This is a genomic window from Streptomyces sp. NPDC026062, assembly GCF_055568375.1.
In genome coordinates this window covers 19760-44859 of record NZ_JBVHOQ010000043.1, presented here as the reverse complement: position 1 = coordinate 44859, position 25100 = coordinate 19760, and the positions used below count along the sequence as shown (strand labels likewise).

Here is a 25100-nt window from a genome sequence, read left to right as displayed (position 1 = left end):
TCGCCCCGCCGTACGCACCGAGCACAGGAGCAGCACCCATGACGACCCCCCTCGACCACACCGCGCCGCCGGTCGCCAGCCGCGCCGCCGTCGACCTCGCCGCCGTTCGCGAGCAGTGGGGCGACCTGCTCGCCGCGATCGGCCGCCGACCGGCCGCCGAGTGGCCGCCGCGCGACTCCCGCGCGTACATCGACGGACACCTCGCCGAGCAGGCCGACACCGTCGAGGACGAGCAGCCGGCGGCGACCGTCGGCCGGCTTCCCCTGATCCTGCGCGAGCACCCGGCCCCGCTCAACCTCGACGCCCTCGACGCCGCGATCGAGGTCGAGCGCGACCTGTTCGGCCTCGCCGACGCGGTCGCCGAGTACGTGCAGCGCCCCATACGACCGGCGCGCGACAGCCGGGGCCGGTCCGTTGCCGACCAGGCCGACGCCGCCGACCCGGCCCGATGGCACTACCAGGCGCAGACCTCGCCCGGCTCGCGCGCGTTCGGTCTGCACTGGGCTGCTGTGTGGCTTGAGGGCCGGGCGCTGGACGAACCGGCGGGGGACCTGTTCGTACCGATGCCGGTCCGGATGCTGGACCAGGTCGCCACGGCCGCCCGCCGGTCGCGCCGGACCGTCGAGCGTGCCCTCGGCCGCGACGGCCGGTCGACGACGCTCGCCGAGCCGTGCCCGTGGTGCGCCGGGTGCCTGACCGGCCGGACCCGTCCGGGCGGCGAGCCGGTCGTCGCGTGCTCGACCGGCGCAGCGTGCACCGCGCCCGCCGAGGGCCGCCGGTCGGGAGAGTGGCGGGGGGCCGACCTGGTCGCCCTGTGGGTCGCCCTCGCCGCCGCCCGGCAGCAGCCTGCCGCGTAGGGCCGGGCCCAACGGGCCGGGGGTGCCGGGCAGTTGCTCGGCACCCCCTTTGTGATTCGACTTCTGAAACGACTTGTGAAGTGACTTCAGAAGTGGTTACAGTGCTCCCACAACACAACGACGGCGGCCCTCACCCGCCACACCGACCAAGGGAGCGACCCCCGATGAACGCCAGCAGCCGGACCCGATACCACGTCGGCATGAACGAGATCGGCCTCGACCCTCAGTACCGGATCGAGTGCCTGCCCACCCTCGACGGCGCCCGCGCGTGGCTTGAGGCCGACATCTCGAACACGGCCGAGGACGCCGAGGACGACACCGAGTTCGACGCCCTGCTCGCCAAGCTCGACCAGCTGCCCGACGCCGAGATCGTCGGCGAGTGGACCTGTGACGCGTACACGTTCTGGGTGCGCGCCGTCGAGGACTGCGGTTGCCCGTGCGACTGCGCCGAGACCGACCGCGCCGACGAGTGCAACGGCACCCACGAACGCGAGGCCGCGCCCGAGCCCAAGCTCACCGAGACCGACGAGAAGGGCCGTTACGCCTTCCAGTTCCTCGGCGCCGAGTACCGGATCTTCAACACGTCGGGCAAGCCCCTTGACGGGTATTGGACCGTCGAGCGCGTCGCCGCCGACGGGTCGCAGCTCCAGTTCCGCGAGTACCTGTTCAACGGCCAGCAGACCGCCGAGAGCGCGTTCGCCCGCTCCGTCGAGAAGCTGCGCCCCACCGCCGTGATCACCTTCCTGCCCCAGCGGTACCGCACGATCACGATGGATCAGGACGAGCAGGACTACGACGAGTACCCGCTCGTAACGCGTAAGGGGTGGGTCTGCGCGTGGTCGACGGCGGGTTACGTCGTCGTGTTCGAGGACGGCGTCGAGCGCGGCATCGTGTGGCCCGGACGCCCGATCGAGGCCAGCGTCGCGGGCACCGACGGCGTACAGCACGACCTCGACGGCGAGTGGACGTTCTACGAGCAGGCCGTCGCCGCCGTCCGCGCCCACATCATCGACAACCGCGCCTGACCGACCACCGAGGGGGCGCCCCGCGCGGGCGCCCCCCAACCCCGAAGGGACACACCATGATCGAGTTCTTTCCCGTGGTCGTGACGGCGCTCCCCGCCGACGAGGATCACGCCCCCCTGCTGGTCGACCCCGCCGCCGCCCGCATCGTGCGCGCCGAGCAGGTCGTCGAGGGCGACACCGTCCTCGCGTCGTTCGCCGCCGTCGGCGAGCGGATGCCGAGGGCCGACTACTTCAACGAGCAGTACGCCGCCCGCCCGATGCCCTACGACCCGACGTGCGGTTGCGGGGCGTGCGCCACCATGGCCGACCACGAGGGGCCCGTCGCCAACCTCGGCGACGACAACCCGTGGAACGTGTGCGACCCGTGGCCCGCCGCCGACCTGGTCCTGATCGTCCCCGCCGCCTGACACCGCCGAAGGGGCCCGCCCACCGAGGGCGGGCCCCGCCAAGGGAGACACCCCCAGTGGAGACCTACGCAGTGCGCGGCGCCGCCCTCAAGACCACGGGCCACTACCGCCGCCCCGGAACCCGAGACCTGTTCTGCGGTCGCCTCGCGGGCGGGCGCAACGGGATCTTCGCCGTGGTGCGCGGGTGGCGCCTGTGCAAGCGATGCGTACGCGCCGAGGCCCGCGACCGCGCCGAGGCCGCCGCCGTCGCCGCCCAGTGGCGCACCAAGGCCCCCCAGCCCGAGCCGCGCCCCGCGCCCCTCACGGCCTCCGTGCGGCCCGTACAGCTCGCCCTCGACGGCCTGCCCCACAAGCCCGAACAGGTCGCCCTGTTCGCCGCCTGACAGCCCCGCCCGCCCTCGCCCGAGGGCGGGCCCGACCACCGACAGGAGCACCACCACATGAGCACCAACGACCCCGAGCCCGAGGCGTCCGTCGAGCAGCAGGCCGACGCACTGCGCCACTACGCCGCCGAGCGCGGCATCGAGGCCCAGCCCGCGCCCGACGCCCGCGAACTGCTCGACCAGCTGCTCGACGGCCGCCCGCAGCTCGCCGCCCTCGCCCTCAACCTGCTGACGGCCGCCGTCGAGTCCGGAGCGGTCGTCACCGACAGCCGCCCCATGTCCTCGCTCGACATCGTGAGCACGCTCCGTCGTGGCCGCCGGTCCCAGATGCTCGCCGAGCGCGCCGCGATGATCGAGGCCGAGTTCCCCGTCGCGCTGCACCCCATGGCGCACGCCCTCGCCCAGCTCGCCGAGACCCGCAAGAGCGGCGAGAAGGCGGTCGAGTCGACGCCGGTCATGATCCGGCGGGCCAAGGCCGAGGGCATGAAACCGGCGGACATCGCGCGGCTGCTCAAGGTGTCCGACTCGCACGTCTACGCCGTTCTGCGCAAGGAGCCGGGCGAGGAAACAGCCGCGGTTGAGGACTGGCTCGCCGAAATGACCGGCATCGTCGAGGACCACGAGCGCAAGAGCAGGGCCGCGCGCACCCGCGCGGAGCGCGAGCACCGAGAGCGCCGGAAGGCCGCCGGCGACCAGTAGACCCCCGCACATGCAGCGGGCCCGCCCGGTTCCTCACAAACCGTATGGGCGGGCCCTGACCACCGAATTGGAGCGACCCCAACCGATGGCTACCGAGAACCCTACCGACCGGCAGAAGTCCAAGAAGACCGGCCCGCCCGCAGCCGGCGACCGCCCGTCGCTGCGCATCGACGACGACCTCGCCGCCGACCTCGCCACGATCATGCGCGTGCACCCGACGTTCACCGAGGCCGTCCGACAGGCCGTCGGACAGCTCGCCACCACCTACCGCACGGCATGGGCGCACCAGGTGTGCCCGCCGGACGCCGCGCCGGTCCTGCTCGCCTACCAGTTGGAGGACCCCGCGAAGCTGCGTCCGACGCGGCCGGTCGGTGTCCGACTGCCCGGCCCGCCGTCCGGCCGTCAGCTGCGACCGGCGTACGCCGAGGCCCTGCTCGCCGAGGCGCCCGCGCGTCCGGACGCGGCGGGCCCCGCGCGCACGTGACCGATCCAGGTTGCGCCGTTATCGGTTCGTGACCTAAAGTCGGGACCGACCTCGGCGTGCCCGGAAACGGACGCCCCACCCGAACGCCCCGCCGCTCTCCCCCCAGCGGCGGGGCGTTCGCATGTCCGGGTGAGGAGGTGGCCGCGCGTGGCTCGACCCATCGACGACACCGACCGCGAGCAGGTACGCACCCTTCACGCCCAGGGCAAGGGCCGGAACCACATCGCGAAGGCGATCCGCCGGTCGCCCTCGACCGTGTCCAAGATCGCCGCCGGGTTCGAGCCCCCGCTCACCTTCGATCGCGCGGGCGAGGTCGCCGTCGCCACCGAGGTACGCCGGGCCGACCTCGCGTCGCGCCGGACCGACCTCGCTTTCAAGCTGCAAGACGACGCCGAGAGGCTGCGGGCGCAGCTGTGGGAGCCGTGCACCATCGGGGCGTTCGGCGGAAAAGAAAACGTCTGGAACGACACCAGGCTCGACCGGCCCACCTTCCAGGACCAACGCGCCATCCTCGCGGCGACCGGCACGGCGATTGAGAAGTCGCTCAAGCTCGCGCCGGTCGAGGGCGGCGAGGGCGTCGAGCAGGTCAAAAGCATGTTGGGAGCCCTCGGCGACGCCTTGACGCGCGCAGCCGGCGACGACGACGCCGACGACGGGGGCGCCGACGGGGGGTGAGCCGGTGCTCGACCTCGACCTCGACCGTCTGCCCCTGTCCCGCAAGCAGCTGCGCTCCATCGGTCAGGCCACCCGCCGCATCAACATATGGCACGGCTCGGTCAGGTCCGGGAAGACCATTGCCTCGCTGCTGGCGTTCGTGATCGCCGTCGCCACGGCGGGCCCGTCCGGCCTGATCATCATCTGTGGCCGGTCGCTGCAAACCATCGAACGGAACTGCCTCGAACCCCTGCAAGACCGCGCGTTGTTCGGGCCCCTCGCCCGGCACATCGTGCACACCAGGGGCGCGACCACCGCGACGATCCTCGGCCGCACCGTCCACCTGATCGGCGCCGCCGACGCCCGCGCCGAGGGCCGCCTACGTGGCTTGACGGCGCAGCTCGCGTACGTGGACGAGGGCACTCTCTTGCCCGAGGGGTTTTTCACGCAGCTGCTCGCCCGCCTCTCCGTGCCGGGCGCGCGCCTGTACCTGACCACGAACCCCGACAGCCCGCGTCACTGGCTCAAGACCGGCTATCTCGACCGCGCCGCCGAACTCAACCTCGCGCAATGGCACTTCAAGCTGTCCGACAACCCGTCACTGAGTGCCGAGTACGTCGCGAGCCTCGCCGCCGAGTACGTCGGACTATGGCGCCGCCGGATGATCGACGGCGCATGGGTGGTCGCCGAGGGCGCCATCTATGACATGTGGGACGAGGGGCGCCACGTCGTCGCCCAGCTGCCGGACATGCGCCGGTACTGGCTTGGGTGCGACTACGGCACCACGAACCCGTTCTCGGCGATCCTGCTCGGCGAGGGCGTCGACAACCGGCTGTACGCCGCCGCCGAGTGGCGACACGACTCCCGCGCCACCCACCGCAGCATGACCGACGCGCAGTACAGCACCGCCGTCCGGGCGTGGCTCGACGGCCTCGACATCACGCCCGAGTGGACGTTCATCGACCCGAGCGCCGCCTCTTTCTCAACGCAGATGTGGCAGGACGGACACCCCGGCCTCGCCCGCGCCTCGAACGAGGTCGCCGACGGCATCCGCAGCGTGTCGAGCCTGCTCGCCGCCGACCGGCTGCTCGTACACGAGTCGTGCGAGGGACTGCTCGGCGAACTGCCCGGCTACAGCTGGAACCCCAAGGCGACCGAGCGCGGAGAAGACGCCCCCCTCAAGGTCGACGACCACTCAGCCGACGCACTGCGCTACGCCGTCCACAGCACGGCGCACGAGTGGCGGCACCTGCTCACCGCGCCGAAGGAGACCGCCACCCCATGACCGGACCGTTCACCCTGCCCGTGCTGTTCACCGTCGGCGAGCACACCGTCGAGGTAGGCGAACTCACCCTCGCCCCCGGCGAGCAGCTGCGCCCCGCCCTCGCCGCGATGTTCCGCGAGGCCGCCGACGCGATCGAGAACAGCACCGACGAAGGGGGCGACGATGGCACTCCCTGACCAGGGCGCGGCATGGCCGCCCCCGGCGTGGGCCCCGCTGTACGACGCGATGCGCACCGACGACGCGTGGTACAGCGGCGACCGGCAGCGTCTCGCGCGGGTCTACTCGAACCACAAGCGCCCGGCCGAGCGCCGCCGGCTGTGGGGAAGGAAGTCGTTCGAGCACCGCCTCGACCGGCGCGACAACCGCCTACACGTCCCCCTGCCCGGCGACATCGCGAGCACCAGCGCCGACCTGCTGTTCGCGGACATGCCGACGGTCAAGGTCGAGGACACCGCCACACAGGACCGCCTCGACCTGCTGCTCGACGAAGGCCGCGCGCAGCAGGTGTTTCTAGGCGCGGCCGAGCAGGCCGCCGCCCTGTCCGGGGTATTCCTCCGGGTCACGTGGGACCGCGAGTTGACCGACCGGCCCCTACTGACTGTCATGCAGCCCGACGGCGCCGTACCCGAGTTCCGGTTCGGGATGCTGCGCGCGGTGAACTTCTGGCGCGAGCTGGACGGGTCGACAGCGTCGACCGTGTGGCGCCACTTCGAGCGGCACGAAACCGGCCGCATCGTCCACGCCCTGTACGAGGGGAGCGGCGAGAACGTCGGCCGCCGGGTGCCGCTCACCGAGCACCCCGACACGGCCGACCTGGTCGGCTCGCTCGACGCCGACGGCGAGGGCGACAGCATCGCGACCGGCATCCGGGATCTCACCGCCGCGTACATCCCCAACATGCTGCCCAACCGGCTGCACCGCGGCTCCCCGCTCGGCCGCAGCGACTACGCCGCGCCGATCTACGACATGTTCGACAGCCTCGACGAGGTGTGGACATCGTGGATGCGCGACATCCGGCTCGCCCGCGCCCGCCTGATCATCCCCGACGGGTACATGCGCAACGACGGGCCGGGACGCGGAGCGTCGTTCGACGACGACCGCGAGGTCTGGCACAGCCTGAAGATGCCGCCCAACGAGGGCGTGGGGATCACCCTCGCCCAGTTCGATATCCGGGTCGAGGAGCACCGCAGCAGCGCGGAAGCGCTCATGCGTCAGGCCGCCCAGGCCGCCGGCTACTCGCCCCAGTCGTTCGGGCTGGACGGCGAGGGACAGCCGGTCACCGCGACCGAGGTCGACAGCCGCGACCAGCGCAGTATGGTGACCCGGCGCAAGAAGGCCGGGTACTGGCGACACGGTGTCGCCGATATGTGCCACGTCCTCTTGCAGCTCGACGTGAAGCTGTTCGGGAGCCGCATCACCCCCGTACGCCCGCGCGTCGACTTCGGCGACGGGGTCGCCGAGAGCGAGCAGGCGACGGCGACCACGCTCGACCTGCTCAACCGCGCCGGGGCCGTATCGACCTCGACCAAGGTCAAGATCCTGCACCCCGATTGGGACGACACGGCGGTACGCGCCGAGGTCGACGCGATCCTCGCCGAGACCGGAGCAGCCGCGCCCGACCCCGTCGGGAACTTCCCCATGGCCGCGTGACCGACCGGGGGGGTGAGCCGTGCCGATCCACCCGGGCATGGTCGAAGACCTCGCCGCCGGTACGCGCGACCTCTACGCGGGGGCCGAGGAACGCCTACTCGGCATCATCGCCCGGCAGCTCGCCGACGGCCTCGACGCGCCCGGGTGGGCCGAGCGCAAGCTCGCCGCCGTCCAGGCCGTACGCCGCGCCTCACAGGCCGTTGTCGACGAGTTGGGCAAGGCCGTGACCCTCGACGTGTTCGACGCCGTTGCCGACGCGTACAACACCGGGCACCGCGCCGCCGCCGCCGAGTTGGGCGCCCTGTCCGACGACGCGCGCCGCCTGGTCGACGACGTGACGCCGAACGCACAGGCCGTCGACCGGCTCGCACAGGAAACGGTCGACCTGCTCACCGAACGACACCGCTCGATTCTGCGGACCGTCGAGGACGGGTACCGCGGCGTCGTCGCCGAGGTCACCGCCACGCCGCTACTGGGCACCGGCACCCGACGCCAGGCGACACAGGACGCCATGCGCCGGTTCGCCGACCAGGGCATCACGTCGTTCCGGGACCGCTCCGGCCGCCGTTGGCAGCTCACCTCTTACGCGGAAATGGCCGTCCGGACATCCGTTGGCCGCGCGGCGACCGAGGCGCACACGCGCACCCTCGCCGAGGCCGGCGTCGACCTGGTCATCGTGTCCAACGCCCCGCGCGAATGCCCGCTCTGCCGCGACTGGGAAGGACGGGTACTGACCGTGGGCGGACCCGACGGCGCACGCGAGGTCGAGGTCGAGCACGCCGTCGAGGACGGCCTCATGGTCCGCGTGCAGGTCGCCGGGTCGCTCGACCAGGCCCGCCGGGCAGGGCTGCAACACCCGAACTGTAGGCACAGCACGTCGGCATACACCCCGGGTCTGACAGTGGCCGAGCAGGCCGAGAGCGACCCCGCCGGGTACGAGGCCGGACAGCGACAGCGGGCCATCGAGCGGAACATCAGGAAGCACAAGAAGCGCGAGGCCGCCGCCGTCACCCCCGAGGAACTGCGCGCCGCACGGCTCAAGGTCCGCCAGTGGCAAGCAGCGATGCGCGACCACCTCGCCGCCCACCCCGACCTACGGCGCAACCGCGCCCGCGAGCAGGAAGGCGCGAGCAACCTCCCGCCCGAGCAGCGCACCCGCAAGCAGGGAGCGCCCAAGCCACCCGGCCCGCCCACGGCCGAGCAGGTCGACGCCGCGCGCGTGTGGTCGGGCGACGACCAGGCCGTACGCGAGATGAGCGACGACCAGCTCGCCGCCGCCATGCGCTCGAACCTGCTCGACAAGCAGGCGCGGGCGCGGGTCGAGGGCGAAGCCGACCGGCGCGACCTCGACGACCTGCTCGGCCGCGTACGGCCCGGCGGGCGCCTCGCCGACGACCTGCTCGCGTTCAGCGACCACGACCTCGCACGGGCGTATCCCCACCTCGACGACGGCGACACGCTGCGCGTTATGGCGGAGATGCACCGGCGCGACCTCGCCAGCCGGCTGCCCGGCGTGCGCGCCGACCTGGTCGGTCTCTCCGACCACGACCTCGCCGTCCGCGCCCGCGTGGCCGGGGGCGATGACCTCGCGGCCCTCGCCGCCGAGGCCGACCGGCGCGACCTGCTCGCCCGGTACTTCCCCGGCGGGAACCTCGCCGCAGACCTCGCGGACGTGGGCGACGACGCCCTCGCCTGGTGCATGACCTATGCCGACAGCGAGGAACTGCTCAGGATCGCCGCCGAGATGGACCGCCGCGACGCCGTCGAGTTGCCGCCCCCCGCCGCAACGGGCGACGCGGTCGCGGACCTGCTCGCCGACCGGGACGCCCTCGCCGACGTGCTCGACCCGGCACCCCCGCCGGACGAGTGGGGCGCCCTCGCCGACGACACCCAGTTCGCCGACGAGTTGGCGAGGCTTGTCGCCGCGCAGTCCGCACGGGAGGCCGCCGTCGCCGAGGGCACCGCGCCCCGGCTCACCCGCCGCGAGGCGCGCGCCCTGTACGACGAGTACGTCTACCGGCAGTACCTACAGGCCGAACTCGACTGCAACGGCTACTTGCTCAGCAAGAGCGCCCAGGCCGCCGGTCGCAATCCGGTGACCCTGTTCAGCGGGCCCGCCCGGATCGCCTACGCCAACGCGTCGGACGAACTCAAGGAGTGGTGGGCCGAGCACGGCCGTCTGACTCAGGCTGAGTTCATCGAACAGGCAACCGGACAAACCCAGCGGTGGGCGTCCGGAGCGCGCAACAATGAGTCCGACCACCAGAACAAACGGTAGGGGGACTCATGGGAGCGCGCGAAGACGCTGTACGGGCAGTGCAGCAGGGAGCCGAGGCCGGGCGCCTCGAAGCGGACTTGCGTACGTGCCCGTACCCGTCCGGCGACCTGCTGCGAACGGCGTGGATCAGGGGATACGCCCAGGCCCGCCCCGTGGCCGACGCCGAGTAGCCCACGGACAGCACCACCCCGAAGGGGGCCCGCCAGGAGCGGGCCCCCTTTCGTATGCCCGAACGCGCCCGCCAGGAGCGGGCCCGACGCACCAGGAGTGCACCCCATGAACACCCGCACCCTCACCCGCCGCCGCCTCGACGGTGCCGGGTGGTCCCACCCCTACGCGCTCAACCCGTTCTCTCCCTTCCTGTACGCCGACGGCGGGGGCGCGGGCGGCGACGGCGGACAGGGCACCGGCACCGGCCAGCAGGGCGACCCGGCAGGCGAGCCGGGCGGGCAGGTCCCGCCCCAGCAGAACCCCGCCGCACCGCCTCAGCAGCAGCCCGCAGAAGGCGACGAAACGACCCTTCCCCCGTGGGCACAGAAGGCACTCAGCGACGCCCGAGCGGAGGCCGGTAAGACCCGCGTGACGGCGAAGCAGAAGGCCGCCGACGACGCACGCGCCGAGGTCGCCCAGCAGATCGGGAAGGCCCTCGGCCTGGTCCAGGACGACGGCCCGCCGGACCCGGCGAAGCTGACCGAGCAGGTCGCCGACCTCTCCGGGCAGCTGCGCGCCGCCCGCTCCGAACTCGCCGCGTACCGCGCCGCCGGGACCGAGGGCGCCAACGCCTCGCGCCTGCTCAACTCCCGCTCGTTCGTCGACAAGCTCGCCGCCCTCGACCCGACGGCCGAAGGGTTCGCCGACCAGCTCAAGAAGGCGATTACCGACGAGGTCAACACCGACCCCGACCTCTACCGCGCCGCGCCCCCGCCGCCTCAGCGCGGCGGCGCCGAGTTCCAGGGCGCACCGGCAGGCGACCGCAAGCCCGCCACCCTCACCGACGCAATCGCCGCCCGTCTGGGCGGCTGACACCTCAGGAGTAACCGCACATGGCCGTGACCCTCGCTCAGGCGAAGCTCAACACACAGGACGACGTCGACCTCATGGTTATCGACGAGTTCCGCAAGTCGTCGTGGCTGCTCGACAATCTGCCGTTCGACGACGTGGTCAACCCGGCGGGGGGCGGCGCGACCCTGACCTACGGGTACACCCGGCTGATCACGCAGCCGACCGCCGGTTTCCGCGCGATCAACAGCGAGTACGACAAGACCGAGGTGACGCGTCAGCGGTACACCACGGATCTCAAGGTTCTGGGCGGCGCGTTCCAGATCGACCGCGTCCTCGCGAACATGGGCCCCGCCGCATCCGGTGAGGTCAGCCTCCAGATGTCGCAGAAGATCAAGGCCGCGAACGCGACGTTCAGCAACGCCGTGATCAACGGCGATTCGGCGGTCGATGCCGACTCGTTCGACGGCCTCGACAAGGCCCTCGCCGGCTCGACGACCGAACTCGACCTCGGCACCGCGGCCGGCTACGACTGGTCGGCCGTCAACTCGCAGGTGACCGGCATTGCCGCTCTCAAGCACCTGCGCCGGCTGTACGCCAAGCTGGACGGCGCCCCGACCGCGCTCCTGATGAACGCGGACGCCCTCGCGGCGCTGGAGACCATCGGCGACTTTGTGTCGCAGCTGGGCACCCTCGACGCTTTCGGTCGCACGATCACCACGTGGCGCGGCGTGCCCCTGGTCGACCTCGGCGCCAAGGCAGGCAGCAACGACCCCGTGATCCCGACCGACGCCGTCGAGGGGACCACGGACATCTACGCCGTGCGGATCGGTCTCGACGGTTTCCACGGCATCAGCACCACGGGCAGTGCCCTGGTCCGTCAGTGGCTTCCGGATTTCTCCAGCGCGGGCGCCGTCAAGACGGGCGAGGTCGAGATGGGGCCGGTGGGCGTCGCTCTCAAGGCGACCAAGGCCGCCGCGGTTCTGCGCGGCGTGAAGGTGGCGTGACCCGTGGCGACTCTTCACAGCCCCGTTGAGGGGTTCACAGGCGACGGGCCCGCCGGTCTCCGTTTCCGCAACGGCAAGGCCACCACGGACGACCCGGCAGTCATCGCGTACGCGCGCCGGCGCGGGTACGGCGTGGACAAGTCCGCGCCGGTCCAACCCGAGCCGGTCGAGCCGGTCGACCCGCGCGAGGTCGAGGTCGAGCAGGTCGGCACCGCGCTGCGCGATGCTGCGGTCGACCCGCGGCCGAGCGATACGGGCGCACCGTCCGGGGCGGGCGAGGTCAACCCGCACGGGCCCGAGTCCGTCGCCCCCGGCATCGCGACCGAGCCGGTCGAGGCACCGAAGCGCAAGCGCCCCGCACCGCGCCGCGAGGCCGAGCAGGGCACGACCGACGGGGGGTGACCGGTGGGCCGCGTCTACGCCACCCCCGAGCAGTTGGCCGCGTGGACGGGCACCCCGGCCCCGCCGGGCGCCGAAAGGCTGCTCGCGCGGGCGTCCGAGGACATCGACGACGCCCTACTCACCAGCGTCTACGCGGTCGACGCCGCCGGTCTGCCGACCGATCCGGCCGTCGCGGGCGTCCTCGCCGACGCGGTCTGTGCCCAGGTCGAGTACCAGCTCGCCACGGGCGACGACGGCACCGGGGCCGGCGGGAAGTGGGGAAGCGTCTCCATCGGCCCTGTCTCGCTCGGCGACCGGCGCGACAACCCCCAGGCAGCGGGCGACGTGGACCTCGCGCCCCGCGCGCACCGCGCCCTCAACCGCGCCGGACTGCTGCCGGGGGTGATCTGGTGAGCGTCCCCCGCTTCCTGCTGCGCCATCGGATCAAGGTCGAGCCCTACCTCGGCGACGGCGCGTACGGGCCGCAGTACGGCCCGGCCGTCGAGGACGTGCCCGCCCTGGTCTCGGCCGCCGTCCGGCAGGTACGCCGGGCCACCGACGGCCGCGAGGTCGTCAGCACCACGCAGGTGATCACCGAGCCCGGCCTCGACAGCCCGCCCGGCTCCCGGATCACGCTCCCCGACGGGCGGACCACCACGGCGATCGCGACCGCCGAGCACACCGCGCCAGGGCTCCCCGTTCCGGCCTGTACGGAGGTGAGTTGCGAGTGACCGCCCGTGCCCGCCTCACGTGGAACGGCGCCGCCGCACTGCGCGGCACCCGCGCCGGGGCCGTACGCGGCCTACGCCTCGCCGCCGAGCACGTCCTCGAACGCTCCCGCCGCCGGGTGCCGATCGAAGAGGCCACCCTCGAACGGTCCGGCGTCGCGTCGGTCGACGAGAGCGCGCTCACCGCCGGCGTGTCCTACGACACCCCATACGCCATCCGCCAACACGAGAACCTGCACTACCGGCACGACGGGGGCCGGATGGCGAAGTACCTCGAAGGGCCCCTCACGGAGGAAGCCGGCGCGGTCGCCGCCATCATCGCCGCCCAGGTGCGGAGGTCGCTCCGTGGCTGACCTGCTCGACGGCCTCGCCCGCTACCTCGACGCCCTCGGCCTGGTCACCTACGACCCCACCGGCCGCGCGGGTGACCTGTTCGTCGAGGCGATGCCGCCCGCGCCCGACGCCGCCGTATCGCTCGCCCTGTACGACGGGCCCGCGCCCGAGGCGCGCGACGACGCCGAGCAGCGTCGTCTACAGGTCCGCGTACGGGGCGGGCCCGACCCGCGCCAGTCCCGCAACCGGATCGAGGCCCTGTACCGCGCCGTACACGGCCTCGCGGGCGTGGAACTGCCCGGCGGCCTGTGGCTCACCCTCGCCGCCGCGCGCGGCACCCCCGCCCCGATGGGGCCAGATTTCACCGGCCGACACGAGCACGTCGTCAGTTTCGACCTCGACGTGTCCGGCCCCGCACCCACGTAAGGAGAACCCCCCGATGGCAGGCAACTCGCGCCCCATCGACGCCCGCGGCTGGATTTTCGAGGTCGAGGACGCCGAGGCGGGAACGGAAACATGGCTCCCGATCGCCGGTATCAACACGTTCACGCACAACCCCGGTGAGAACGAGGAGACGGTCGAGACGACCGTTTTCGAGTCCGAGGGCATGTACGAGCAGGACGTTATGCAGCGCGGCGCGTCCCTCTCGGTCGAGGGTCAGTACCGCATCGACAAGACCACCAAGGCCCAGGACCCCGGACAGGCGTACATCGACACCGTGTGGACGAACCGTCTCGGATTCGAGTCGCGCGGGCGCGTGCGGTGGCGCCACGAGTCACAGACGCAGTGGGTCGTGTGGGAGTCCACCGTTACGCCCGGCGAGCAGGGCGGGGGCAACAACGACAAGACGAGTTGGTCGGCCACGATCACGCGATGCGGGACGCCGACCGTCGCCTCGGTGGTGAGCCCGTGACCGACCTCGACCTCGACCAGGACGGCGAGCAGCACCTCGACGCCGCCCAGCTCGCCGACTTTGACGCGTTCTTCGCCGAGGAGTCCGCCACCCGGCCGCGCGAGCGGCTGACCCTGTTCGGGAACACGTACACCCTGCCCGAAAGCCTGCCGTTGCTGTTCACGCTCCAGATGGAGCGCGTACAGGAGTCCAGCGACCCCGACGACGTGCGGAAGATGCTCGCCACCCTCTACGGCGCCGATGTCCTCGACACGTGGGCAGAAGCGGGCATGACCGACCGGCAACTCGGTGTCGTCCTCATCTACTCGGCCGCCAACATCCGCAAGCCGGGCAGCTGCACCATGGGCCGCGCCGCCGAGTTGTACGAGCAGCAGGAAGCGGGAAAAGCCGCAGCGCCGAACAGGGCGGCGCGCAGGGCGAAGAAGGGGAAGAAGGCGGGGAGTTCTGGCGGTCGGTCCTGACCAACTGGAACGCCGTCGAGGCCGACCTCGCCCGCGAGTACGGACTCGCCGCCCCTGACCTCGCCGCCCTGTCCACCCGCCGGTTCCTGGCCCTGATTTCTGGCCTGTCCGGCGAGGCCCGGTTCGCCCGCGCCTGGTCGCGCACCCCCCGCAAGGTGTCCGACCCCGCAGAGATCGCCGCTATCACCGGCATACCCGCCGCGTAGCCCGCACCACCGGCACCGCGCCGGATGACCCCCGATGGGAGGTGATCCGGCGTGGCACTGACCGTCGGCGAACTGCTCGCCACGATCACAGTCGACGACGGCCCCGCCGCCGCCGGGATGCGGCGCGCAGAAACCGGTATGCGCCAGACCGGCGACACGATGGTCGCCGACGCCAACCGCGCCGGTCAGCAGGCCGGGAGCGCGATCGGCGACGGTATGGCCGACGGCGCCGACGGCGCCGCCTCCCAAGGGTCGAGCGCCCTCGCCGCGTTCGGATGGGCCGCCGTCGGCGCGACGATCGGCGCGGCCCTCATGGCCGGGGTCGGCCAAGCCCTCGAACAGGGCAAGGTGCAGGGCAAGCTACAGGCCCAACTCGGCACCACGGGACCGGTCGCGGCGAAGTACGGCAAGGTCGCCGGCGACCTGTACGCGGGCGCGATCGTCGACTCGGTCGAGGACGGCGCCGAGGTCATCAAGGGCATTGCTCAAAACGGGCTGCTGCCGCCCGAGGCGACACAGGCCCAGATACAGACCATGTCCAAGCGGGTCGCGGACACCGCGGCCGTAATGGGCGAGGACGTGGGGAAGGTGTCCCGCGCCGTCGGGACCATGCTCAAAACCGGCATCGCGTCGTCTGCGGATGAGGCGATGGACGTTCTCGTCAAGGGAACACAGAAGGGCGTCAATTCCGCCGAGGATTTGCTCGACACCTTCAGCGAATATCCGACGCAATTCCGCGACCTCGGCCTCGACGCCCAGACCGCAATGGGCCTCATGCAACAGGGGTTGCAGGGCGGCGCGCGCGACGCGGACACAGTCGCGGACGCATTGAAGGAATTCGCGATCCGCAGTAAGGACATGTCCGACGGAAGCGTTGCAGCTTTCAAGGATATCGGCCTTAACGCCGACGTGATGGCGAAGACCTTCACAAAGGGCGGGCCCGAGGCCAGTAAAGCACTCGGCGATGTTCTACAGAAAATCAAGGCCATTGAGGACCCCGCCAAGAGGAACGCGACAGCTGTCGCCCTTTTCGGCACGAAAGCCGAAGACCTTCAAGGCGCGCTATTCAAACTCGACCCCTCAACCGCAGTAAAGGCACTCGGCGACGTTAAGGGCGCGACCGATAAAGCCGGAAACGCGATGCGGGACAACGCCGCGATGAAATTCGAGGCTTTCAAGCGCGGCGCCATGCAATCCCTGGTGGGCGTCATGGGCGACTACGTCGTACCGGCCCTGGTCACCGGAGCCGATTACGCGCTCAAGTTCGGGAAGGGCGTCGCCACGGCGGCCGGGTTCGTCTCCGACCACTCGACCGCGTTCTCGGTCGCCGCCGGACTGATTACGGCCTTTCTCCTCCCGACGCTGGTCGCCCTCGGCGTGCAGGCGTGGGCAACCACGACAGCGGTCGTCGCGGGCTGGATAGCCCAGAGCACCGCCGGGGCGGGCGCGGTCGGGGCGTTCATCGCCGCGAACGCGACGATCCTCGCCGGGTGGATAGCCCAGGGATCGGGGGCCGTGGCTGCCGCCGCCCGGGTGGTGGGCGCGTGGCTCCTCATGGGCACACAGTCCATGATCCACGCCGCGCGCATGGCCGCAGCGTGGCTTATCGCGATGGGCCCCGTCGGGCTGATCATCGCGGCCGTGGTCGCGCTGGTCGCGCTGGTCGTCGCCAACTGGGACACGATCGTGTCCGCCACGGGCGCGGCGTGGGATTGGGTCTGGGACAAGATCCAGAGCGTTGGTCAATTCCTGCTCGACCTGTTCATGAATTTCACGCTTGTGGGAATCATCATCAAGCATTGGGATTCGATCCAGTCGGGGACGGTGCGCGTCTGGAACGCCATCGTGGAGTGGGTCAAAAAACTCCCCGGGAAGCTGGTCGGCTTCTTCCTCAACTGGACGTTGCCGGGCCTGATCGTCAAGCACTGGCAGAGCATCAAGGACGGTTCCGTACGCAAGGCCCTGGAATTGGTCAACTGGGTGCGCGGCCTGCCCGGCCGAATCGTCTCGGCGATCGGAAGTCTCAACAATCTGCTGTACAGCAAGGGCACCGATGTTGTGCGCGGCCTGTGGAACGGCATCAAATCCATGGGTTCGTGGCTGAAAAGCCAGCTGATTTCCTTTGCGAAAAACATGATTCCGGGGCCGATCGCTAAGGCTCTCGGAATTCATAGCCCGTCAAAGGTCATGGCGCGCGATATCGGCCGGTGGATTCCTGCCGGTGTCGTCGCCGGTATCCGCTCCGGACAGGGCGCCCTCGACCGCGTCATGTCGACGCTCGTCACGCCCCCCGCAGTGCCCGCCCTGCCGGGCGCGGGCGGCGCGGTTCCCTACGGCTCCCCGTTCGCCGGGGCGTCATCCGGCGCGACCGTGCACGTCGAGCACTGGCACGCCGCAGAGAACGGCACCCCCGACGACAACGCCCGCGCGCTGGCGTGGCTGGCCAAGGCGAGGGGGTGACGATGGCTGTCGGCGACCAGGTCACCCGGCCCGGACACGTCCAGTACGGCGACCTGTTGCTCGGCCCCGGCACCCCCTACGGGTGGCGGTCCATCACGGGATGGGAAGACCTCCCCGCCCTGGACTCCGGAACCGTGGCGCGCAGCGACGCGCACGGCGCGTTCCCCGGGCACCTGCTCGCGCAGGCCCGGACGATCGGCCTCGACGGGTTGGTCATCCGGGCCCCGCGCGCATCCGTCGGCGCGGTTGTCGCCGCCCTCAACCGGGGCACGGTGCCGGTCGAGGACGAACGGCCGCTCGTCGCCTGGCTGGACGAACGGGGGCCCCTGCTCGTATGGGCGAGGGCGACCCGCCGGGCTATTCCGGCAGGGCTCGGCTACCGGCTCGGCACCATCACGGGCGGCGCCCTTGAGTTCGTCGCGACCGACCCCCGCCGGTACGGACTGGCCGAGCAGGTCGCCCCCGCGAGCCTTCCCGTTCCCGAGAGCGGTCTCGCGTGGGACACCGACCCCGAGCAGGCGCTCAGCGCCGACCAGGCCGCCGGTGTCGGCGAACTCTGGCGCTGGTGGACCGACGGCGACCCTGCCCTCGCCGGCGACGGCGTCGGCACGGTCAGCGTGCATCCCCAGACCCCCGGCGGCGAACTGGTCTGGTCGGCCGAGTCCAGCGATTACGGGTGGCCGGTGTCCGTCGGGGCCGAGGTCGCGTTCGCGTCGTCGCTCGCCGCCGCACAGGGCGCGACGATCATCCTCCGGTGGTGGGACGCGTCCGGCGCGTACCTCGCCGACTCGACCGGCGACGGCGGCGACGGCACGTTCGCCGCGCCCGCGCCCGCCGGGGCCGCATGGGTGCAGCCGGTCGTACTGCTGCCGGACACCCTCGCCTCGCCCGTGCCGGTCGGTACGTCGTCGCTGCTGATCGGCACGCCGTCCGGCGCCCTGTCGTGGCCGCTCAGTTTCGGCACCCCCGGCAGCACCGGCGCGTTGTCGGTCGTCAACGCCGGGGACGCCCCCACCCATCCCGTCGTCGAGTTCCGGGGCCCGGTGGAACGGCCCTCGCTCACCAACGTGGACACGGGCGACGTACTCGAATACGACCTTCCGCTCACCGCCGAGGACGTACTCGCCGTCGACACCGCAGCGGGCACGGCCACGCTCAACGGCACCGCCTCACGGCTCTACACCGTCACCTCGCGCTCGGTGCCCGAACAGACATGGACGCTTCCGCCCGGCCCCACACAGCTGCACTTCCGCGCCGCATCCGGCGACCCCGCCGCGACCGCGACCGTGCGGTTTCGCCCGGCCTACTGGTAAGGAGACACCCCCGTGACCGTGCGTTCCGCATGGCTGCTGCCCACGGCGCAGACCCGTGAAGACACCCGCCTCGCCCCCGTTTCACCGGTCGCCCACGAGTCGCCGATCAGGGTCCGCGACGGCGTTCTCCCCGGCGGCGACGCGTTCGCGGCGACCGGCGTCGCCGCGATGCAACTCCAGATCGGCGCCGGGCGCGCGTACGTCCAGGGCACCGACGCCCAGGGCGCGTACCCGATCGCCAACGACGGCCCCGTAACGGTCACGTTCACCGACGGCGACGCGCAGTTCGCCCGTATCGACACCGTGGCCGTGCGCGTGCTCGACGCCCTGTTCGACCATGAGGGGCAGAACCTCGCCCGGATCGAGGTCGTCGAGGGCGAGCCGGACGCGACGCCGACCGCGCCGACGCTGGAACCGGCGAGTCTGCGCCTGTGGGACGTGGCCGTACCGGCGGGCACCTCGGCGGGCGTCGGCGGGATCAACTGGGCGAGCGCCCTCGGCGACCGGCGGCGCTACACCACGGCGGCCGGGGGCATCATCCCGCGTGGGTGGGGGCTCAACTTCGCCGGCTCCTACGACGGCCAGTACCGGGACACCGGCAGCGTGCTGGAACGCTGGAACGCGACGGCCGGGGCGTGGCAGGTCTACCGCGCACCACGCCGGACCGAGTCGACCACGACCGGTTTCGCCATCGCGTCCACCTACGTGTTGAGCAGCTTCGCCGCCCGTCGCAACCCGGACGCCGGGGTGTGCTCGTTCGTCGCCGAGGTGAACCGCAAGGGCTTGCAGATGGACGTACCGGCCCACGGGAACATCAACGACGAGACGATCGGCACTCTGCCGAGCGGGTGGCGTCCGGCCCTCGAAGCGGAAGTCTCGGTATCCGACGGGTACGGCCAGGGCGGCGCCCGCATATCCCCGTCCGGCGTGATCACGCTGCGCACCTGGAGCGGAAACGGTGCGATGCGATTCGACCGGAACATACGGGTCTCTCACACGTTCCTGCTGCCGTGACGGGGGGTGCCGTGCGCGCCGCGCCCCCGTACCGGGTCCTATTCTGTGACCTGCGATCCGACCAGCTGCTCGACGCCCTGCCCGTACAGGGCGTCAGCCTCGACGACTACATAGGCAAGACCGGCCGGTTCACCGGCACCGTACCGATCCCCAACCGCGCCGTGGCCGAGCGGGCCCGCCGGGCGATCCTGCCCGGCCGTACGGGGATATGGGTCGAGCGCGGGCGCGACCTGTGGTGGGGCGGAGTCCTGTGGACGCTCGCCCTCGCATCGGACAGCCGCGGTTTCCTCGGCGCGCAGATCCAGGCCGGCGGGTGGGAAAGCTACCTGTACCGCCGCCTGTTGTACGACACCCAGATCGCCGAGCAGGTCGACCAGTTCGACATAGCGCGCGGCCTGGTCGACTACGCGCAGAGCACGACCGGCGGCGACATCGGCATCACGTACGACGCCGACCCGTCCGGCATCGCACGTGACCGCACGTTCCTGCGCTACGACCTGCCGAGCATCGGCGACCTGCTCGACGACCTCGCCGCCGTCGAGAACGGGTTCGAGTGGCGCATCGCGTCGTTCCGCGACAGCGACGGCCGCCGCATCAAGCGGTTGCAGCTGGGACACCCCACGATCCGTACGGGCGCGTCCGAGATCGTCCTCGACCATCCGGGGCCGGTCCTGTCCTACACGTGGCCGGTCGACGCCACCCGCAAGGCGAACGCGTGGCAGACGCGCGGCGCGTCCATCAACACCAACCAGGCCGCCGACTCCTTCCCCCTCACCTCTCCCGTGCTGGTCGCCGACGACGACCTCGCCGCCGGGTGGCCGCGCCTGGACGGATCGAGCGACTACACCACCGTGGAGCGACAGAGCACCCTCGACGCCTACGCCCGCGCCGACCACGCCGCCGCCCGCATCCCGGTGACGATCCCCGAAATCACGGTCCTGCTCGGCGGCGCGATCACGCCCGGCCTGGTCGGCTCGACCATCCGCCTACGCATTCGCGACGTGTGGCACCCGACCGCGCTCGACGCCCGGTACCGCGTGGTCGGCATCAACGTGAGCCCGCCCGAGCGCGGGCGCCCCGAAACCGCGCAGCTCTACTTGGAGGCCCCGTAATGCCGTTCGTCCCACAGGACGTACTCGACCGGATCGCCGCACTCGAACGCGAGGTACGGCAGCTGCGCGGGCGCGCGCAGATGCGCCCGGCCCTCAATCAGGTGTTGGCCGGCGACGTGGTGATCGGCGAGGGCGGGCAGCTGATCGCCCAGACCCCGGGCGGACAGCGGACGTTCATCGTCGGCCAGACCCCGCAGGGCGATTGGGGCGTCGGTCTAGGCCGCGAGAGCGGCACCGCCGCCCTGACCGTCGGCGACGACGTGAACAGCGCCGACGCGCAGATGATCCGCATGTGGTCGCGCGACGGCGAGGTCATCGTCATGGATGACGCCTACGCCGACGGGTTCCTCGGCCGCCCCTCGATGCCCATCCCGATGCAGTCGACCGCCGGGCAGCAGACCGCCAGCACCAACACCACAACCGCATGGACCGGCGCGACCAGGCTCATGAACAGCGTTCTCTACGCCGCGTTCGAGACCTACACCCCCGCCGGGACCACGGCCAATGTCCAGTTCGAGGACAGCGACGGCGTGATCGAGTCGTGGGTCGCCAACACCTCGAACGGCTGGACGCTCCGGCAGATCACGAAGCCGGTCCGGCAGGGATTCATGGACCACGTCAACTACCGGGTGCGGCACTCCGTCAGGTCCGGCAACGGCCCGATTCAGACGAACTGTCTCGGCGTCTACACCCGGAACGCGTTCACCGCAGCGGAGGCCCCGTGACCACGCCCGCGCCCGATCCCGCCCCCGACGCCGCGAGCAGCGGCGTGATGCCCGATCCGGGCAACGACCCCCACCCTTACGTACCGCCGACGATGGAGGAACCCACCGATGCCGCTCCCCGAGGGGATACCGACCGTCACGTTGACGGGCCGGTTCCTCACCCCTGACGGCCGCCCCCTTGCCGGACAGATCGTGCTACGGGCCCCATCCTTGGTCACGTTCGGCGAATACGACGTGATCCTCGGCGGGCCCGTTACCGCGCCGCTCGACTCCACAGGAGCGTTCGAGGTCGTCCTACCCGCGACCGACGCCCCCGGCATGAACCCGAGCGACTGGTCGTACCAAGTCGCCGAACAGCTCACGGGCGTACCGGCGAACAGGATCTACCAGATTCTCTTGCCCGCCGAGTCGCCCGAGGTCGACCTCGCCGACATCGCGCCGACCGACCCCTCGACGCCGTCCTACGTGGCGGTGCGCGGCGACAGCGCGTACGAGGTCGCGGTCGAGCAGGGGTTCAACGGCAGCGTGTCCCAGTGGCTCGCGTCCCTGATCGGCCCCCAGGGCGTCAAGGGCGACACAGGGCCGGTCGGGAGCCGTATCCACACCGGCACCGCCGCGCCGACGGCCGACCTCGGCCTCGACGGCGACCTGTACGTACAGCGCGAGTCGACGACGTTCCTCGGCGTCACGAGCGAGACCGTCACCGTGTGGCAGAAGACCGCCGGGGCGTGGGCACAGCAGGCCCCGAACGTGCGCGGCGCCGCCTGGTACGTGAACACCGGCACTACGGCGAGCACCCTCACGAAGCCGGGCGACATGCTGCTCAGGGTCGACACGGGCGACGTGTGGCAGCGCACGGCGGCCGGGTGGGGGACGGCCGTCGGAAACCTCAAGGGCCCCAAGGGCGACAAGGGCGACCAGGGAACGGCCGGTACAGCCGGAGCGCCCGGCGTCGTCCAGAGCGTCAACGGGCAGTCCGTCGCCGCGATTGTTCTCGGCGCCGCCGACGTAGGCGCCGTACCGGCCACCGCGCCGGGCGCAGCGAACGGCGTCGCCCAGCTGGACGCGGCCGGGAAGGTGCCCGCCGCGCAGCTGCCCGAGGGGACCGGCGGGGGCGCCGTCGACTCGGTCAACGGCGAGACAGGTGTCGTCGTCCTCGACGCGGCCGACGTGGGCGCGGCGACCGCCGGGCACACGCACACCGCCGCCCAGGTGGGCGCCATCGCCACGACCGCGCGAGCAGCCGCGAACGGCGTCGCCTCCCTCGACGCTGGGAGCCGGCTCCCCATCGCGCAGATGCCGACGGCCGCCCCCAAGAACATATGGACCCCGCAGAGTCTCGGCTTTCAGGCGTGGTCGGTCGACCCCGCCGCCGTCGCCAACCCGGCCATGAAAGCCGCGGTCGTGGGCCGCATCTACCTGTCCGGGATCAACATCACGGAGCCGACCCCGGTCAACCGGGTGGTGATCCACGCGCGCGGGTGGGGAGGCTCCACACTCGTCCCGGCCGCACGGTTCTACGCCGGTATCTACAACGAGGCCGGATCACGCATCGCAACGTCGGGCCTGGTGTCCAACCTCCCCGAAGCCGGCCAGATCACCGGCACCGCGCCGGGCGCCAAGAACAACCACATCGGCGCCGTCCCCGTGCCGCTCACCGCAACCGCGACCCTGCAACCGGGCCGCTACTGGGCAGCGTTCCTCATGTCCGCCGGCGGCGCGACGGACTTCTACTACATGCACATTCAGAACGAGGCGCCCGCCAACCCCGGGAACTTCTTCCTCGGCGCGACCGCCTTCCAGCGCCATTGGTGCATCCCGAGCGGACAGACCTCGCTACCGGCGACCGTCAACCAGGCGACCGGCGAGGTCGGCCTCGACCCCGCGATCATGGCCCTAGCCATGGTCTGACGCCCCCGCGCACCACGCCCCACACCGCACGCCCGAGCGCACCGCGCCGGGCGTTTCCTCATGTCTGGAGACAACCCCATGTCCGTCAAGATTATCGGCCGCGCCACGTGGGGCGCCAAGCCGTGGGACAACGACCCCCGCAGCGACGGCCCGGCGTACGTCCCCCTGTCCGCCCGCCGCGAATTCTTCGTGCACTACGACGGAGCGCACCACGTCGGCCGCACCGGCTACGCAATCCCCCGCGCCATTGAGGCGCAGCACCTCGCACAGGGGTGGTCCGGGATCGGCTATCACTTCGTCGTCGACCAGGCCGGCAACATCTACGAGGGCCGAGGCTGGACCCGCACGGGCGCGCACTGCCCCGGCTTCAACGTGTCCGGGATCGGCGTACAGATCGCCGTTGGCGGCGACCAGGAGCCGAGCGAGGCAGCCCTCGCCGCGTGCCGCGCCCTGTACGACGAGGCGTGCCAGCGCACCGGCCGCACCCTCGCCAAGCGCGGCCACCGCGACGGCATCGCCACCCTGTGCCCCGGCCCCCGCCTCTACGCATGGGTACAGGCCGGAATGCCCGCCAAGGGCTACCAGCCGCCCACCGGCGGCACCGCGCCGACGGGCGTCGCCCGCTACCAGGTGACCATCAACGGCCTGTCCTACGGCTACGGCGCCGAGGGCAGCCACGTGACCCGCGTCGGCGAGGCCCTGGTCGCCAAGGGACACGGCGACGCGTACGAGGTCGGCCCCGGCCCCAAGTGGAGCGACGCCGATACGAAGAACTACGCGGCCTATCAGCGCAGTCTCGGATTCAGCGGCGACGACGCCGACGGCGTACCGGGGGAATCCTCGCTCCGGTCCCTGCTCGGCACCCTCCCCGGCAAGACCACCACGGCCAAGCCGAAGCCCAAGCCGAAGCCGCCCGCCTTCCCCGGCCGTAGCGCGTTCGGCCCCGGCAAGCGCAACACCCACGTGACGCGTCTCGGCGAGGCCCTGGTCGCCAAGGGATACGGCCGCTTCTACAAGATCGGCCCCGGCCCGTCCTGGTCCAACGCCGACCGCACCGCCGTACGCGCCTTCCAGCGCGCACAGGGGTGGACCGGCGCCGACGCCGACGGCTACCCCGGCCCGGAGACGTGGCGCCGCCTGGTCGCCTGATCGCTCGACCCCGCCCGGCACCGCGCCGGGCGGGCCCCACCCACCCCGAGAGGCCCCCATGAACCCGAAGAACAAGCGCAGCATCCGTACCGCGCTCCAGACGTTCGCCGCAGTCGTCGCGGTCGTGCCCGCCCTCGCCGCGATCGTCGCCGATTCCAGCGAACTCGCCGCCGCCGCACCGTGGCTGATCGGCGCCGCCGCCACGGCCGCCGCAGTCGCCGGCGTCGTCGCCCGCGCCATGGCACACCCCGCCGTCGAGGCCCTGCTCGACCGGCTCGGTCTCGGCCTGGTCGACGACCACAAGGAGACCACCGCGCCGTGACGACCCAGCCCTCGCCGTCCGACCCGGCAGCGGTCGCACTGGAGTTGGAGCGCATCCGGCGGACGATCGAGGTCGGGTTCACCCGCACCGACGGCGCCCTCGCGCTGCTCGTCCAGCGCCACGACCAGACCGACGAAGCGATCAGGACGCACGCCCGACAGCTCGACGGCCACGACTCCCGCCTCGACGCCGTCGAGCGAGGCGAGACCGAGCGCCAGAAGCGCAACGACGCCAGGCTCGACGCCCTCGAACGGGCCCGCTGGCCGCTCCCGTCCGTAGCCGCCCTGGTCGCCCTGGTCGGCCTCGCCCTGTCCCTCTGGACCTTTGCCACCCGCGCATGAGCA

30 protein-coding genes are annotated in these 25100 nt (G+C 71.7%); all 30 read left to right on the top strand.

Annotation, left to right across the window (positions count from 1 at the left end; all coding sequences use genetic code 11):
- The first annotated feature begins 38 nt into the window (after positions 1 to 38).
- On the top strand, positions 39 to 857 hold the full coding sequence (locus ACZ4LX_RS30860) for a hypothetical protein (RefSeq protein WP_467650160.1): 819 nt from the start codon (positions 39 to 41) through the stop codon (positions 855 to 857).
- A gap of 164 nt (positions 858 to 1021) precedes the next feature.
- Positions 1022 to 1882 (top strand): hypothetical protein, encoded by an 861-nt coding sequence (locus tag ACZ4LX_RS30855; RefSeq protein WP_467650161.1) that lies wholly within the window; start codon positions 1022 to 1024, stop codon positions 1880 to 1882.
- Between the two features lie 56 nt (positions 1883 to 1938).
- Positions 1939 to 2289, top strand: coding sequence for a hypothetical protein (locus ACZ4LX_RS30850; protein WP_467650162.1), 351 nt, complete (start codon positions 1939 to 1941; stop codon positions 2287 to 2289).
- Positions 2290 to 2345: 56 nt separating this feature from the next.
- Entirely contained in the window at positions 2346 to 2672 is a 327-nt protein-coding gene (locus ACZ4LX_RS30845) for a hypothetical protein (RefSeq protein ID WP_467650163.1), read from the top strand.
- A gap of 57 nt (positions 2673 to 2729) precedes the next feature.
- On the top strand, positions 2730 to 3371 hold the full coding sequence (locus ACZ4LX_RS30840; RefSeq protein ID WP_467650164.1) for a hypothetical protein: 642 nt from the start codon (positions 2730 to 2732) through the stop codon (positions 3369 to 3371).
- Between the two features lie 85 nt (positions 3372 to 3456).
- A complete protein-coding gene (locus tag ACZ4LX_RS30835; RefSeq protein WP_467650165.1) occupies positions 3457 to 3855 on the top strand; it encodes a hypothetical protein in 399 nt (132 codons plus the stop codon).
- A 147-nt stretch (positions 3856 to 4002) separates the two neighbouring features.
- Complete coding sequence (locus ACZ4LX_RS30830) at positions 4003 to 4530, top strand: helix-turn-helix domain-containing protein (protein WP_467650166.1); 528 nt, start codon at positions 4003 to 4005, stop codon at positions 4528 to 4530.
- 4 nt (positions 4531 to 4534) lie between these two features.
- Positions 4535 to 5794 (top strand): PBSX family phage terminase large subunit, encoded by a 1260-nt coding sequence (locus ACZ4LX_RS30825; protein ID WP_467650167.1) that lies wholly within the window; start codon positions 4535 to 4537, stop codon positions 5792 to 5794.
- Positions 5791 to 5970 (top strand): hypothetical protein, encoded by a 180-nt coding sequence (locus tag ACZ4LX_RS30820; protein ID WP_467650168.1) that lies wholly within the window; start codon positions 5791 to 5793, stop codon positions 5968 to 5970. Before ACZ4LX_RS30825 ends, ACZ4LX_RS30820 begins: the two co-directional genes overlap by 4 nt.
- On the top strand, positions 5957 to 7444 hold the full coding sequence (locus ACZ4LX_RS30815; protein WP_467650169.1) for a phage portal protein: 1488 nt from the start codon (positions 5957 to 5959) through the stop codon (positions 7442 to 7444). Before ACZ4LX_RS30820 ends, ACZ4LX_RS30815 begins: the two co-directional genes overlap by 14 nt.
- Positions 7445 to 7481: 37 nt before the next feature.
- The gene (locus tag ACZ4LX_RS30810; RefSeq protein WP_467650205.1) at positions 7482 to 9722 is read left to right on the top strand and encodes a phage minor capsid protein; all 2241 of its coding nucleotides are present in this window, start codon (positions 7482 to 7484) and stop codon (positions 9720 to 9722) included.
- An 8-nt stretch (positions 9723 to 9730) separates the two neighbouring features.
- Positions 9731 to 9892, top strand: a complete 162-nt coding sequence (locus tag ACZ4LX_RS30805) for an Rmf/CrpP fold protein (protein ID WP_467650170.1) — start codon at positions 9731 to 9733, stop codon at positions 9890 to 9892.
- Between the two features lie 106 nt (positions 9893 to 9998).
- On the top strand, positions 9999 to 10745 hold the full coding sequence (locus ACZ4LX_RS30800; protein WP_467650171.1) for a hypothetical protein: 747 nt from the start codon (positions 9999 to 10001) through the stop codon (positions 10743 to 10745).
- Positions 10746 to 10765: 20 nt separating this feature from the next.
- A complete protein-coding gene (locus tag ACZ4LX_RS30795) occupies positions 10766 to 11728 on the top strand; it encodes a major capsid protein (RefSeq protein ID WP_467650172.1) in 963 nt (320 codons plus the stop codon).
- 3 nt (positions 11729 to 11731) lie between these two features.
- Complete coding sequence (locus ACZ4LX_RS30790; protein ID WP_467650173.1) at positions 11732 to 12130, top strand: hypothetical protein; 399 nt, start codon at positions 11732 to 11734, stop codon at positions 12128 to 12130.
- 3 nt (positions 12131 to 12133) lie between these two features.
- Positions 12134 to 12523: a hypothetical protein gene (locus tag ACZ4LX_RS30785; RefSeq protein WP_467650174.1), complete on the top strand. Its 390-nt coding sequence runs from the start codon at positions 12134 to 12136 to the stop codon at positions 12521 to 12523.
- The gene (locus ACZ4LX_RS30780) at positions 12520 to 12840 is read left to right on the top strand and encodes a hypothetical protein (RefSeq protein ID WP_467650175.1); all 321 of its coding nucleotides are present in this window, start codon (positions 12520 to 12522) and stop codon (positions 12838 to 12840) included. Before ACZ4LX_RS30785 ends, ACZ4LX_RS30780 begins: the two co-directional genes overlap by 4 nt.
- On the top strand, positions 12837 to 13190 hold the full coding sequence (locus ACZ4LX_RS30775) for a hypothetical protein (RefSeq protein ID WP_467650176.1): 354 nt from the start codon (positions 12837 to 12839) through the stop codon (positions 13188 to 13190). Before ACZ4LX_RS30780 ends, ACZ4LX_RS30775 begins: the two co-directional genes overlap by 4 nt.
- Entirely contained in the window at positions 13183 to 13596 is a 414-nt protein-coding gene (locus ACZ4LX_RS30770) for a minor capsid protein (RefSeq protein ID WP_467650177.1), read from the top strand. Before ACZ4LX_RS30775 ends, ACZ4LX_RS30770 begins: the two co-directional genes overlap by 8 nt.
- Before the next feature lie 13 nt (positions 13597 to 13609).
- The gene (locus ACZ4LX_RS30765) at positions 13610 to 14083 is read left to right on the top strand and encodes a phage tail tube protein (protein ID WP_467650178.1); all 474 of its coding nucleotides are present in this window, start codon (positions 13610 to 13612) and stop codon (positions 14081 to 14083) included.
- A complete protein-coding gene (locus ACZ4LX_RS30760) occupies positions 14080 to 14544 on the top strand; it encodes a hypothetical protein (RefSeq protein WP_467721323.1) in 465 nt (154 codons plus the stop codon). Before ACZ4LX_RS30765 ends, ACZ4LX_RS30760 begins: the two co-directional genes overlap by 4 nt.
- Positions 14545 to 14801: 257 nt before the next feature.
- Positions 14802 to 17210 carry a phage tail tape measure protein gene (locus ACZ4LX_RS30755; protein WP_467650180.1) on the top strand — a complete coding sequence of 803 codons (2409 nt, stop codon included), beginning with the start codon at positions 14802 to 14804 and terminating at the stop codon, positions 17208 to 17210.
- A 2-nt stretch (positions 17211 to 17212) separates the two neighbouring features.
- Positions 17213 to 18523 carry a phage distal tail protein gene (locus ACZ4LX_RS30750; protein WP_467650206.1) on the top strand — a complete coding sequence of 437 codons (1311 nt, stop codon included), beginning with the start codon at positions 17213 to 17215 and terminating at the stop codon, positions 18521 to 18523.
- 12 nt (positions 18524 to 18535) lie between these two features.
- A complete protein-coding gene (locus ACZ4LX_RS30745) occupies positions 18536 to 19537 on the top strand; it encodes a hypothetical protein (protein WP_467650181.1) in 1002 nt (333 codons plus the stop codon).
- An 11-nt stretch (positions 19538 to 19548) separates the two neighbouring features.
- Positions 19549 to 20649: a hypothetical protein gene (locus ACZ4LX_RS30740; RefSeq protein WP_467650182.1), complete on the top strand. Its 1101-nt coding sequence runs from the start codon at positions 19549 to 19551 to the stop codon at positions 20647 to 20649.
- Entirely contained in the window at positions 20649 to 21374 is a 726-nt protein-coding gene (locus tag ACZ4LX_RS30735) for a hypothetical protein (RefSeq protein ID WP_467650183.1), read from the top strand. Before ACZ4LX_RS30740 ends, ACZ4LX_RS30735 begins: the two co-directional genes overlap by 1 nt.
- Before the next feature lie 108 nt (positions 21375 to 21482).
- Entirely contained in the window at positions 21483 to 23285 is a 1803-nt protein-coding gene (locus tag ACZ4LX_RS30730) for a hypothetical protein (protein ID WP_467650184.1), read from the top strand.
- 78 nt (positions 23286 to 23363) lie between these two features.
- A complete protein-coding gene (locus ACZ4LX_RS30725; RefSeq protein ID WP_467650185.1) occupies positions 23364 to 24434 on the top strand; it encodes a peptidoglycan-binding protein in 1071 nt (356 codons plus the stop codon).
- 58 nt (positions 24435 to 24492) lie between these two features.
- Positions 24493 to 24756: a hypothetical protein gene (locus ACZ4LX_RS30720; RefSeq protein WP_467650186.1), complete on the top strand. Its 264-nt coding sequence runs from the start codon at positions 24493 to 24495 to the stop codon at positions 24754 to 24756.
- The gene (locus ACZ4LX_RS30715; protein ID WP_467650187.1) at positions 24753 to 25097 is read left to right on the top strand and encodes a hypothetical protein; all 345 of its coding nucleotides are present in this window, start codon (positions 24753 to 24755) and stop codon (positions 25095 to 25097) included. The genes ACZ4LX_RS30720 and ACZ4LX_RS30715 overlap by 4 nt, the downstream gene beginning before the upstream one ends.
- The last annotated feature ends 3 nt before the right edge of the window (positions 25098 to 25100 follow it).

What these genes read in the sequence shown, in the direction of transcription:
- ACZ4LX_RS30860 (WP_467650160.1), top strand. Translation starts at nt 39, where the DNA reads ATGACGACCCCCCTCGACCACACCGCGCCGCCGGTCGCCAGCCGCGCC.
- ACZ4LX_RS30855 (WP_467650161.1), top strand. Translation starts at nt 1,022, where the DNA reads ATGAACGCCAGCAGCCGGACCCGATACCACGTCGGCATGAACGAGATC.
- ACZ4LX_RS30850 (WP_467650162.1), top strand. Translation starts at nt 1,939, where the DNA reads ATGATCGAGTTCTTTCCCGTGGTCGTGACGGCGCTCCCCGCCGACGAG.
- ACZ4LX_RS30840 (WP_467650164.1), top strand. Translation starts at nt 2,730, where the DNA reads ATGAGCACCAACGACCCCGAGCCCGAGGCGTCCGTCGAGCAGCAGGCC.
- ACZ4LX_RS30835 (WP_467650165.1), top strand. Translation starts at nt 3,457, where the DNA reads ATGGCTACCGAGAACCCTACCGACCGGCAGAAGTCCAAGAAGACCGGC.
- ACZ4LX_RS30820 (WP_467650168.1), top strand. Translation starts at nt 5,791, where the DNA reads ATGACCGGACCGTTCACCCTGCCCGTGCTGTTCACCGTCGGCGAGCAC.
- ACZ4LX_RS30815 (WP_467650169.1), top strand. Translation starts at nt 5,957, where the DNA reads ATGGCACTCCCTGACCAGGGCGCGGCATGGCCGCCCCCGGCGTGGGCC.
- ACZ4LX_RS30810 (WP_467650205.1), top strand. Translation starts at nt 7,482, where the DNA reads ATGGTCGAAGACCTCGCCGCCGGTACGCGCGACCTCTACGCGGGGGCC.
- ACZ4LX_RS30805 (WP_467650170.1), top strand. Translation starts at nt 9,731, where the DNA reads ATGGGAGCGCGCGAAGACGCTGTACGGGCAGTGCAGCAGGGAGCCGAG.
- ACZ4LX_RS30800 (WP_467650171.1), top strand. Translation starts at nt 9,999, where the DNA reads ATGAACACCCGCACCCTCACCCGCCGCCGCCTCGACGGTGCCGGGTGG.
- ACZ4LX_RS30795 (WP_467650172.1), top strand. Translation starts at nt 10,766, where the DNA reads ATGGCCGTGACCCTCGCTCAGGCGAAGCTCAACACACAGGACGACGTC.
- ACZ4LX_RS30765 (WP_467650178.1), top strand. Translation starts at nt 13,610, where the DNA reads ATGGCAGGCAACTCGCGCCCCATCGACGCCCGCGGCTGGATTTTCGAG.
- ACZ4LX_RS30750 (WP_467650206.1), top strand. Translation starts at nt 17,213, where the DNA reads ATGGCTGTCGGCGACCAGGTCACCCGGCCCGGACACGTCCAGTACGGC.
- ACZ4LX_RS30735 (WP_467650183.1), top strand. Translation starts at nt 20,649, where the DNA reads ATGCCGTTCGTCCCACAGGACGTACTCGACCGGATCGCCGCACTCGAA.
- ACZ4LX_RS30730 (WP_467650184.1), top strand. Translation starts at nt 21,483, where the DNA reads ATGCCGCTCCCCGAGGGGATACCGACCGTCACGTTGACGGGCCGGTTC.
- ACZ4LX_RS30725 (WP_467650185.1), top strand. Translation starts at nt 23,364, where the DNA reads ATGTCCGTCAAGATTATCGGCCGCGCCACGTGGGGCGCCAAGCCGTGG.
- ACZ4LX_RS30720 (WP_467650186.1), top strand. Translation starts at nt 24,493, where the DNA reads ATGAACCCGAAGAACAAGCGCAGCATCCGTACCGCGCTCCAGACGTTC.